The 10,746-nt window shown below is 69.5% G+C and carries 10 protein-coding genes and 1 pseudogene; 5 read left to right on the top strand and 6 right to left on the bottom strand.

What is annotated here, in order from left to right; genetic code table 11:
• Positions 1-245: 245 nt before the first annotated feature.
• A pseudogene (locus tag MKK69_RS27030) lies at positions 246-350 on the top strand (DNA translocase FtsK); the annotation flags it as partial.
• A gap of 78 nt (positions 351-428) precedes the next feature.
• Here the strand turns inward: MKK69_RS27030 and MKK69_RS27025 are convergent.
• Complete coding sequence (locus MKK69_RS27025) at positions 429-2,204, bottom strand: glucan ABC transporter ATP-binding protein/ permease (RefSeq protein ID WP_243973116.1); 1,776 nt, start codon at positions 2,202-2,204, stop codon at positions 429-431.
• Between the two features lie 276 nt (positions 2,205-2,480).
• On the opposite strand from MKK69_RS27025, the gene MKK69_RS27020 reads away from it, so the two are divergent.
• Positions 2,481-3,254 (top strand): motility protein A, encoded by a 774-nt coding sequence (locus tag MKK69_RS27020; RefSeq protein WP_243973114.1) that lies wholly within the window; start codon positions 2,481-2,483, stop codon positions 3,252-3,254.
• A gap of 17 nt (positions 3,255-3,271) precedes the next feature.
• Positions 3,272-4,105 carry a flagellar motor protein MotB gene (locus MKK69_RS27015; protein ID WP_243973112.1) on the top strand — a complete coding sequence of 278 codons (834 nt, stop codon included), beginning with the start codon at positions 3,272-3,274 and terminating at the stop codon, positions 4,103-4,105.
• Between the two features lie 13 nt (positions 4,106-4,118).
• Here the strand turns inward: MKK69_RS27015 and MKK69_RS27010 are convergent, their stop codons facing one another.
• Together MKK69_RS27010 and MKK69_RS27005 are read right to left on the bottom strand one after the other, a co-directional pair.
• Positions 4,119-4,628: a CAP domain-containing protein gene (locus tag MKK69_RS27010; protein WP_243973110.1), complete on the bottom strand. Its 510-nt coding sequence runs from the start codon at positions 4,626-4,628 to the stop codon at positions 4,119-4,121.
• Positions 4,629-4,708: 80 nt separating this feature from the next.
• Positions 4,709-7,456, bottom strand: a complete 2,748-nt coding sequence (locus tag MKK69_RS27005; protein ID WP_243973108.1) for a DUF3772 domain-containing protein — start codon at positions 7,454-7,456, stop codon at positions 4,709-4,711.
• 528 nt (positions 7,457-7,984) lie between these two features.
• Between MKK69_RS27005 and MKK69_RS27000 the strand changes: the two genes are divergently transcribed.
• Positions 7,985-8,533: an HNH endonuclease gene (locus MKK69_RS27000; protein ID WP_243973106.1), complete on the top strand. Its 549-nt coding sequence runs from the start codon at positions 7,985-7,987 to the stop codon at positions 8,531-8,533.
• A gap of 170 nt (positions 8,534-8,703) precedes the next feature.
• Positions 8,704-8,919 (top strand): hypothetical protein, encoded by a 216-nt coding sequence (locus MKK69_RS26995; RefSeq protein WP_243973104.1) that lies wholly within the window; start codon positions 8,704-8,706, stop codon positions 8,917-8,919.
• Here the strand turns inward: MKK69_RS26995 and MKK69_RS26990 are convergent.
• The 3 genes from MKK69_RS26990 to MKK69_RS26980 form a co-directional block, all read right to left on the bottom strand.
• The gene (locus MKK69_RS26990) at positions 8,916-9,545 is read right to left on the bottom strand and encodes a hypothetical protein (RefSeq protein WP_243973102.1); all 630 of its coding nucleotides are present in this window, start codon (positions 9,543-9,545) and stop codon (positions 8,916-8,918) included. The genes MKK69_RS26995 and MKK69_RS26990 overlap by 4 nt on opposite strands.
• A gap of 2 nt (positions 9,546-9,547) precedes the next feature.
• Positions 9,548-9,892: a type II toxin-antitoxin system Phd/YefM family antitoxin gene (locus tag MKK69_RS26985; protein ID WP_243973100.1), complete on the bottom strand. Its 345-nt coding sequence runs from the start codon at positions 9,890-9,892 to the stop codon at positions 9,548-9,550.
• Positions 9,893-10,493: 601 nt separating this feature from the next.
• Positions 10,494-10,727 (bottom strand): hypothetical protein, encoded by a 234-nt coding sequence (locus tag MKK69_RS26980; RefSeq protein ID WP_243973098.1) that lies wholly within the window; start codon positions 10,725-10,727, stop codon positions 10,494-10,496.
• Between the last annotated feature and the right edge of the window lie 19 nt (positions 10,728-10,746).

Genomic DNA, 10,746 nt, shown 5'->3' with positions numbered 1-10,746 from the left:
CTTGGTGTTGAAGGCAACGTGCTCGCGGTAGCGAGCGATGACTGTCTCGGACGAGCCGCCGAGCATCAGCGTCGTCATCGCCTCACCGGCGGCGTGCACCTTCTCGATCACCATCGACTGCATCTCGGCCCGGCCCTCACGTCCACCCCAAGCGACGCGTACCATGACAAACTCGTTGACCCGTCCCGACTCACTAGCGAGAATTATCGATGAAAAGACGGTATTATAACCGTTATAACTCCGCCAACCGCGCAGCCTCGCTCATGGAGAGGATGGAGGTCGGGGGGATCGTCGGCCCGGGCAACCACGCCGGCAAGCGCGAGATCCTGGTGGAGGATGCGGTCGGCTGACGGGGGCTCTCCAGGGTCCCCGCCCCCGCAGAGGCCCGCGCATCCTCCCGAACCGTGCGAGATACGCTCGGCAGCCCCTCACGCCGCCAGCGCCAGCCCCTCCTCCGCGTCGGCCTCGGCCGCCATGAACTGGGCCCGGGCGAGTTCGGCGAAGCGGCCGTTCTGGGCGACCAGCGCGTCGAAGGTGCCGGCCTCGACGATCCGGCCCTCGTGGAAGACCAGGATGCGGTCGGCGTCGCGGATCGTGGCGAGCCGATGGGCGATCACGAAGGTGGTCCGCCCCTCCATGACGGCTTCGAGGGCGCCCTGGAGCTTGCGCTCGGTGGCGGCGTCCAGCGCCGAGGTCGCCTCGTCGAGGATCAGGATCGGCGGGTTCTTCAAAAGCGCCCGGGCGATCGAGAGCCGCTGGCGCTCGCCGCCGGAGAGCGACCGGCCGCGCTCGCCGATCACCGTGTCGAGCCCGTCCGGCTGGCGCGCCATGAAGCAGCCGGCCTGGGCCCGCTCCAGGGCGTCGAGCATCTCGGCATCGGTGGCGTCGGGGCGGCCGACCTGGAGGTTCTCGCGGATCGAGCGGGCGAACAGCATCGGTTCCTGGAACACCACGCCGATGTTGTGGCGCAGCGAGGAGAGGCCGATGTCGCGCACGTCGATGTCGTCGATCCGGATCGACCCGGAGGCTGGATCGAAGCTGCGGTGCAGGAGGCCCAGCGTCGTGGACTTGCCCGAGCCGGTGGTGCCGACCAGGGCGATCGTCTCGCCCGGACGGGCCGAGAACGAGACACCGTCCAGCGCCTTGCGCCGGCCATCATACGAGAAGGCGACATCCTCGAAGGTGACCTCGCCTTCGAACCGCGCGACCTGACGGGCGTGCGGCCGGTCGGCCACCGACGGGACGGTGTCGTAGATCTCGAAGAACTCGGCGATCTTGGGCGCCTGCTGGAACAGGCCGTTGACGAAGCCGACCACGTGGTCGAGGCGCGCCACGAAGGCGGTGGCCAGGCTCATGAAGGCCACGACCTCGCCCACCGTGGTGGTGCCCGCCTGGTAGAGCCAGATGCCGGTGACGAAGATCGCCGTCATGGTGATGGTCGCCGAGGCCCGGGTCGCCACGTTGGCCAGCGCCCACCAGGACAGGACCGGGATCTGCGCGGCGAGCAGGTTGGTGATGATGCCGCGCATCGCGTCCTTCTCGGCCTTGGCGCGGGTGAAGGACTGGATCACCGCGACGTTGCCGAGGGCGTCGGACGCGTGGGCGGCCAACCCCGAATTGAATTCCTCGACCTGGCCCTGGAGCGCCTCGGTCCGGCGCATCACGAAGGTGGTCAGAACCGTGAAGGCGAGCACCAGCACCACCAGGATCGAGCCGAGCTGCCAGTTGATGAACAGGGTCATCGGCAGGAGCACGACCAGCGAGACCAGCGCGACGAGGTGGTCCCGGAAGAAGCCGAGCCACAGCCAGGCCATGCCGTTGGTGCCCTCCAGCATCGCCTTCAGGACGCGGCCGGAATGGTTGGCCGAGTGGAAGGCGAGCGGCAGGTCGAGGACGTGCTCGAAGTAGCTCGCCATCGACGACAGGCGGTTGCGGTGGGCCAGCCGGTCGGCGTGGAGCGCGATGAACACGCCCGCCGCGATGGTGAAGAAGCCGAACGCCACCCAGGCCGCCAGCAGGGGCAGCATGGTCGTCATGGCGTCGCCGCCGCGCTTGAGATGGGTGAGCTGGTCGATGATCCGGCCCATCAGCAGGGGCTCGGCGAAGGCCGCCACCGCCAGCACGACGTTGGTCAGCGCCAAGCCGATGGCCAGCCGCCGCTCCGCCTTCAGGAAACCCAGGACCCGCCCGTACAGACGAACCATCACGACCGCTCCGCCACCCCTGGCGCGGCCCGTGTGACCCGGGTCCTGCGCCTCGACCTCAGGGGCCGGCGCGGCCGGCGCCCTCGCCGATTCCCCGCAAACCCCTCATACGACAGGGCTATGCCAGGCTCCGCCTGAACGGGCGATGACGGGCCGACACAGGCCGGAAACGGGCGTCTTTACCGTTCGTTCAGCCGGGTTTCCTAACCCTGTGGGCTACCCAGCCGTTTGCGGCCCCCGGGTTCCCTGAACGATTCGGCATCGGGCACCCGCCTCATGGATCTCGCCACCGCACTCGGCCTGCTCTCGGGCCTCGGCGTCGTGATCGGGCTGATCATGCTCGATGGCGGCCATTTCGGCGCCTACCTGTCCGAGCACGCCCTGGTCGTGGTGTTCGGCGGCGCCACCGCGGCCACGATGATCCGCTTCCCGTTCTCGGTGATCATGCACGGCCTGCCCATGGGCCTGCGCTTCGCCTTCATGATGCGCTCGGTGAAGCCCCAGGAACTGATCGAGGAGATCACCAAGATCGCCGACGTGGTCCGCAAGAGCGGGCCGATCGCGCTGGAGAACATGGAGATCTCCGACCCGTTCCTGGCGCAGGGCGCGCGCTACATCGCCGACGGCTACGACCGCGAGTTCATCCGTGACACGATGGAGCGGGACCGCGACAACTTCCTGATGCATCTCGACGAGGGCTCGAAGGTCTACCGGGCCTACGGCGACTGCGCCCCGGCCTGGGGCATGATCGGCACCATCCTCGGCATGGTGGCGATGTTCGCCAACATGTCCGATCCCTCGAAGCTCGGGCCGGCCATGGCGACCGCGCTGCTCGCCACCCTGTACGGCGCCGTGATCGCCAACCTGATCACCCTGCCGCTCGCCGACAAGCTGCACGTGAAGCTCGAGGAGGAGGACGTGTCCCGCTCGCTGATCATCGACGGCATCCTGATGATCCGCGACCAGAAGAGCCCGACCCTCGTGCGCGAGATGCTGGTCGCCTACCTGCCGCACAACCATCGCGACGCGCTGATGGAGCAGGCGGCCTGAGATGGCGAAATCTTGAGATGGCTCGGCGGAAGCGCGGCGGCGCCCATGGCGGTCACGGCTGGTTCGTGACCTTCGCGGACCTGATGGCCCTGCTGATGAGCTTCTTCGTGATGGTCGCGGCGTATTCGACGCAGGACCAGAAGAAGATGCAGCTGGTGGCGGGCTCCATGCGCGACGCCTTCGGGGTCAACAAGGACTCGAAGTTCGCCGGCATCATCGAATCGGAGGGCCTGCCGGCCGCCGACCACGTGAAGTTCCGGCGCGACATTCCCCCGGATGAGGCCACCGACCGGACCACGCCGCCGCAGCTCGACAAGAGCAGCGCGTTCGGCATGCCCGACATGGGCGAGCCGGAGAATTTCGGCCTCGCGGCGGCCTCCCTGCGGCAGGCCCTGCAGAGCATGCCGGACTTCGCCGAACTGTCGAAGAACATCGTCATCGCCCGGACCGAGCAGGGCCTCGACGTGTCGGTCGTCGACCAGGACGGGCGCTCGATGTTCCCGGAGGGCTCGACCCGCCCGAACGAGCGCACGCGGCGCCTCCTGGAGCGGCTCGGTCCGGCGCTCCGCCAGATGCCGAACCGCATCGCCGTCACCGGCTTCACCGCCACCGACCGGCCCGGCCAGCGCCCGGCGGCGCCGCCCTGGGAGCTGTCGTCGGGCCGGGCCGTCAGCGTCCGGGAGATCCTGGCCCGTTCGGGGATCCCGGACGACCGGTTCGCCTCGGTCACCGGCAAGGCCGACACCCAGCCGATGTTCCCCGACAACCCCTACATGCCGGCTAACCGCCGGGTGACCATCACGCTGCTCAGGGAGGCGCCGCCGGTGCCGAACGTGAAGGGGCTGCCGTAGGGGCCCCGCGCCCCTACCGCGCGGTGAGCAGCGCCCAATAGACCTTGTACTTCGAGCCCGGCGCGTAGGCGGTGGCGATGCCCATCTTGGTCGCCCGGGGATCGACCATCGCGGCATCGTGCGGCGCGCTCTCGCGCCAGCCGGAGAAGGCCTCGGCCAGGGTGTGGTAGCCGGCCGAGAGGTTGGCGTTCACGTCCGCGTAGCCGAGCCGCTGGACCGCGGCCTTGACGGTCTGCGCCTGGCTCGGCCGATCGGCCAGCGCCATCGCGGCGGCCTCGGCCTCCGCCAGCCGCTGCAGCTCCGGATCGACCGCCAGCGGCGGCGCGCCGCGGTTGCGGCGGTAGGCCGAGATCATGTCGCGGGACGCATCGACGTCGATATGGGCGTTGTTGCTCGCCAGCGGCAGGTAGATGCTCGGCAGCCCGGTCGGGGCCGGCGCCTGGGCGGCGCAGGCGCCGAGCAGGGCCGGAACCAGGAATGTGCCTGCCAGCCGCAGACCCCGTCTCGCGTTTCGTCCGCCCACGTCTCTGAGGTCCCTGCTGCGACAACCGGCTCGGATGCCTCGGGATATAGGTGCGGCCGGGCCGGTTCGCACGGGCTGCCTCACCCCCCCGCGCTGCGCAGGCCGCGGTCGCGCTGCGGCTGGACCGGGGGCGCCGCGGACTCCGCGGAGGCCGGGGCTTCGGGGGCCTGGGCTTCCGGGGCCTTGGCTTCGGGGGCCGGCGCCGACAGCCCGAAGCGGCTGGCGATCTCGCCCATGGCGCTCTGCATCGTATCGAGGCCCTGCACGGTGACGATGCTGGCGCCGGGGCCGAGCGGCGGGATGAACCCCGCCCCCGACAGGGTCGAGAACACGGAGAAGTTCAGGTCGGTCTGCACCTTGAGGCCGAGGCTGACGTCGACGATCCAGACGAGCAGCTCGAATTCGAGGAACGGGTCGCCGATCTTCCTGAATACCACCCGGGGCGGCGGCTCCTTCAGCACGTCGGGATGGGCCTGCGCGCAGGCCGTGATCATCTCGGCGGCCCGCACCGGGTCCTGGTTGCGCAGGACGCTGACCGTGATGCTCACCCGGCCCGTGCGGTCGCCCCGCACCCGGTTCTTGACCACCCCGGAGATCAGGTTCGAGTTCGGCACGATCACGGCCGAGCGGTCGAAGGTCTGGATCTCCGTGGAGCGCACCGAGATCCGCTTCACGATCCCCTCGGAATCGCCGATCACCACCTGGTCGCCGACCCGGATCGGGCGCTCCCACAGGAGCAGCAGGCCGGAGACGAAGTTGTTGACGATCGATTGCAGGCCGAACCCGATCCCCACCGACAGGGCGCCGGCCACGAGGGTGAGTTTTTCGAGGCTCAAGCCCAGATACGAGAAGGCCAGCGCCAGGGCGAGCAGGAAGCCGCAATAGCCCGCCACCGTGGTGATCGAGTTGCGCAGGCCGGCATCGAGGTCGGTGGCCGGCAGGTAGGTGTTCTCCAGCCAGCGCTGCACCCCGCGGGTGATGAACACGCCGAGCACCAGGATGCCGATCCCCAGCGCGATGCTCGACAGCGAGATCGTCACGTCGCCGACCTTGAAGCCGAAGAAGGCCTGGCGGACCGACGACACGATGTCGGTGGAATCGAGCCCCCAGGGCGCCAGCACCAGGAGCGCGGCCACGAGGAACAGGACGACCCGGGCGGCGCCGGTCGCCAGGACCGAGATCTGGTTCAGCGAGCGCTTGCGCAGGCCGGTATTGGCCTGGAGCGCGGTGGCGAGCCGGGTCTCGTCGCTCAGCGCGCGGCCCACGAAGATGTCGACGCTCTGGACCAGCAGGTAGAGCAGCACCAGCACGCCCCCGGCCCAGATCAGCTGGTCGATCAGGAAGGTCGCGAAGGCGACGTAGCCGACCAGCGCCCCCAGCCCGATCACCGCCACGGCGGCCCAGCCGATGAGGCGGGCCGGCCCGCCGATGCCCGTGGTCGACTTGGTCGGCACGTAGGGGCCGAAGCAGGCCTCCTCCTCCTGCTCGGTGTCGGCGAAGCGGTGCAGGCCGACCGCCAGGATCAGGGCGGTCGCCACGGCGCCCAGCCCCCGGGTGGCGATGGAGATCGGCAGGGCGGCCGAGATCCCGGAATTGAGCGCCTCCACGGACTTCACCACGGTGATCACCGTGGCGATGCCGACCGCCAGCCGCGTCAGGCGCGTGGCCGCGGCGTCGCCGACGGGGGCGGGGCGCCAGGCGGGCTTCTCGGGGCTGAGCAGCCCGTCGCAGAGCGCCTCCACGAAGGCGATGAAGGCGAGCCCCCCGGCGATCGCGGCGGCCACCGGCAGGAGCCGGGACGGCAGGAGGTTGGTGGCGTCCAGCGCGTAGTAGACCGCGTAGGAGCCGGCCACCGCCGGCACCGTCCCGAGCAGGATCACCCGCCAGGCGGCGAGCAGCGTGGCCCGCCGCGACGGGTCGGTCCGGCCGGAATTCCGGCGGGCGCCCCGGGGGGCGATGTTGCGCCGCCCGAAATACAGCGCGATCGAGATCCCGAAGGCGAGCCCCAGGAACAGCAGGTTGGCGAGGCTGCCGTTGCGGGAGAACAGCAGGCCGATATCGGAGACCGCGCTCTGCAGGGCCCGCGTGTCCCGGGGGATGTCGGCCATCACCTTGGCCCAGAGGCCCGGGCCGATCAGCGGCTGGGAGCGCTGGAACAGGTCGCGGGTGAAGGATTCGCGCCGGCGGTTCGAGACCCGGTCGACGATCTGATCGCCCTGGACCACCAGGGAGCGGGCCAGGCGCTGGGTCTCGTCGATCCGGGTGACGGCGGCCTCGCGCTCGGCGCGCTGCTCGGCGACGTCGGCGCTCTCCTGGGTGTCCTTGGGCTTCGGCCCGAGCTGGGCCAGCCGCTCGCGGGCGGCCTCGAGGGGCGCGTCGAGCCGCGTCACCAGGGTGCGGATCTCGTCGGTGACCGTGGCGGCGCTGTCGCGGATGGCGGTGAGGTCGGTCACCGTCAGGTCGGTATGCCCGAGCTGCTTCTCGCGGGCGTCGAGCTCGGCCTTGGCGGCGTCGAGCTTGGCCCGCACCGCCTTGAACTGCTCGGGGAGCTCGGCCTGCGCCGGGGCGGGCTTGGTCTCCGCAGGCTTGGTCTCCGCAGGCTTGGTCTCGGCGGGTTTGCCGGCTGGGGCCGGGGCATGGTTTTGCGCGGGCGCCTGGACCGGGGCTTGGGCCGGGGCTTGGACCGGCGCCTGGGCGAAGGCCGACAGGGGCGCGACCGCCGGGAGGCCGAGCATCAGCGCGGCGAGCAGGGCGGGGAGGCGCGACCGGCGCGCGCCGCCCTCCGGCTTCCGGCTGCGCGCTGGCGCATGGATCTGCGCACGAGTCATGGGCGACCTCTCGTCGGGCGTGCCGGACGCGCGGTCGGGCTCCGGCATCGGCGAATCGGCGGCGACAGGGGACCGGGCGGGCCTCCTGGAGACCCGGCGCTCTGGGCGAGCAATGGGGCGAAACCGTGCTCCTGCCGATCCCGTGCCGGATTCGGCGCGGCCTCCGCCCGGGGCGGCATCCTGTGGGTGCGTCCTGTGGGTGCGTCTCTGGGCCCGGCCGGAAAAGCTTCACAAGGGTGTCACGCTGGGATTAGATGAACATCCTATGGACAGGGCCTTTTCGTCATCACGCGGAAGGGTATGGCCGGTGATCGCGCCGGCCCGGCCCGGCCGCGTTCCGGATCTGACCGCCTCGACTGGCGCCCCCGCGCGCCGGCCCGCAGCCCTGTTGTTCCTCCGCCTCTCCCCCCAGGCCGACGCCCCGCGCCCCGGCCCGCATCGGCCCCGGGCCGGTTCGGACGGGCCCGTGCGGCGTCGGCCTGGTCCCGCGCGTTATCCGCGTCAGAGTCAGTCTGAAGAGTCGCGCCGATGATGGATCTTCAAACCCTCGTCCTCAACGCGGATTATCGGCCGCTCTCCTATAATCCGCTCTCCCTCTGGTCCTGGAAGGACGCCTTCACGGCCCTGTTCCTCGACCGGGTCACCCTGGTGGCGAGCTACGACGTCGAGGCGCGCTCGCCCTCGCGCTCCCTGCGGGTGCCCAGCGTCGTGGCGCTGAAGAACTACGTGGCCCTCGCCCGCAGCCCGGCCTTCACCCGCTACAACATCTACCTGCGCGACGGATTCAGCTGCCAATATTGCGGCCTGCGGCTGCCCGCGGGCGGCCTGACCTTCGACCACGTGGTGCCGCGCTCCCGGGGCGGCCTGTCGAGCTGGGAGAACGTCGTGGCGGCCTGCTCGCCCTGCAACCTGCGCAAGGCCAACCGGACCCCGGCCGAGGCGGACATGCCCCTCATGACCGAGCCGCGCCGGCCGACCCGCTACGAGCTGCACCACCGGCAGCCCGAATTCGACCACCGGCAGTATCACCACACCTGGCTCGACTACCTGTACTGGGATAGCGAGCTGGAGAGCTGAGGCCGGCGCATCGCATACCGGGCTGTCGTGGACCCGATAAGCACGTAAAACACCGCTATAAGCGCGTCACGTCCCTCGGGAGGCCGGGTTTTCCTGATCGCCCGAGGGCGTTCTTTTCCAGGCTTGCCGGCATCAGTCGGCATCACCGCCTTTCATTCTTGGATCAGGCTGTGTCCGATCCGTTGAAACGTGAGGGCGGCAGCGGAAAGGTCGCCTGCCCGTCGGACGCGCACAGCAGAGAAGGCCTGGCCGCCGAACGCGGCTTCGACGCGGTCAATTGCGGCCCTGATCACCGCCTGGCGAACGCCGTGCACCGCAGCGGTTCGCGTGAGCGTGCCCCTGCTGGCATGAACGGCCTCGCCCACGGCCCGCAAGGCGATCTCTAGAAAGGCGACCTGACATAGATCGGATCTTCCACGGCGTCTTTCGGGACGTTTCCTGCGGCGGCCATCGTGATGGTCATCCAAGCGGTCGCCGCCTGTTTCACGCCAAATTGCCGCTCGACCCACAACAGGAAGGACCGCGTACCCATCAGGTCAATGTCGATATGCTCGACCAGTTGGATAGCCGCCCGCGCTTTCCTGTCGTCCACGATGGTCACGACAGCTTGTCCGTCCCCGACGACGGCTTCCACTCCATCGAGCACCTGTAGGATGCTCTGTTCTCCGAGATCCTTCCAAACTGGCTTCTTGTCCGGCGGCCGGCCCGAGAGCTCCCAGAGGTCCATGGCGTTCCTATAGGCCGTTCCTACCCCGGTCGGCTGAACATGGATGCGGTACGCGTTTCGTTCGAACCATGCCGCGATGCCGGCGCGATGTCCTGATCGGGGATCGTCCCCGGGATCAGGATCGCGCAACGCTTCCTCCTTCACCATGTCGGTTACCCAGACTTCCGCGCCGACGACGAACAACCAATCCAAGGCATCGCCGCCGATCCAACCCAACAGCGAGAGGGGCGTGTTATCCGGGATGAGGAGGCGTGGGATGCGCTCGTCACGATGCTCAGCGCCCACCCTCATGAACGAGACCCGAAACGCCTCTCCACGGCGCGGATCTCGGCCTCGACCGCGTCTTGGTTACGGTTGTTCAACGCATCGTCGGCCATGGCGAGCGCACAGGCTCGTAGGTCGGACGTGTCGTATCCCAGTGGATCGACGGGAAGTCCGCGGCGCACGACCGGACGGCTCCTGGGCAATGACACCGGTTCCCCCGACGCACGTTTGAGCCGGACGAACTCGTCGACCGACATCATCACGGAACGCGGCTTTCCATGGCTGGTGATAACGACGACGTCCGATGCGGCTGCGCGCTGAACGTCGCCCGTCCGCTGCTGCAGATCGAGGGATGTAAAGGCTTGCATCGAAGAACCTCTCTGAGGCCAAGATACACAATCACGTGTTTTACGTGATTGTGCAATCAGGATGTGCCCCGCTTCCTCCTTTACTGCAGGAGACCGTGCGGCGACCGTGCCATGGCGATGGTCGGTCGCTACGCACAGGAGTCCTCTCGCCCCAGCCCATTACGGCATCGGGATGGGGGCCTCGGGCGGATGCAGCGGTCTGCAGGGTCGCGAGTCCAGGCCCCTGAGATGACCGTAACACCCTTATGGGGCTGCGCCCCCCTGGACATGACGTGCTTACCGGGTGGAACGACACGCCCTTACGAGGCCGACACCTGCCGCCGATCAGTCACTGAGCAGTCCGCGAGTCCGTCTTTACGGGGTGCGCCACACGGGCATCTCTGAGCCGGAGAGCGCGCACCAGGACGGTATGTGGGCGCGGCACCGCGGCGACCTCGCGTCCAGCGTGCGGTGGTCCAAGCCTTGACGGGTCCCGACGACGCGCTGGAGATCCCGTCGGCTGGCCTCTCGTGCAGGGTCGGCGATCTCTACCGGGACACGCGGCGGCAATCACGGAGGCCGCGAACCTGATCGACGCGCAGGGCCGGATGGGGTGGAATCCTCACCAAGCCGGCGCGGAGCGCGGCGGCGCGTTGTACATCGGGACGTTGTGGTTGCGCGGCAGGTAGTCCCGCACCAGCACGGGCGGCGGGACGAACGGGACGATCCGCACCAGACCCCTGTGGCGGATGACGCGCGGCTCGGGCCGGTCCCCGGGCCAGGGCGCGGGGGACGCCAGGACGGGCCCCGCGGCGAGCAGGGCCGCGGCGACTGCGAGACAGCGACGAACGCGCATGGACAGGCTCCCGCCGGCA

This window comes from Methylobacterium sp. J-026 (assembly GCF_022829585.1).
In the GTDB taxonomy this organism is placed as follows: domain Bacteria; phylum Pseudomonadota; class Alphaproteobacteria; order Rhizobiales; family Beijerinckiaceae; genus Methylobacterium.
The sequence above is the reverse complement of the archived record's forward strand: the minus strand, read 5'-3'. Positions and strand labels throughout refer to the sequence as shown.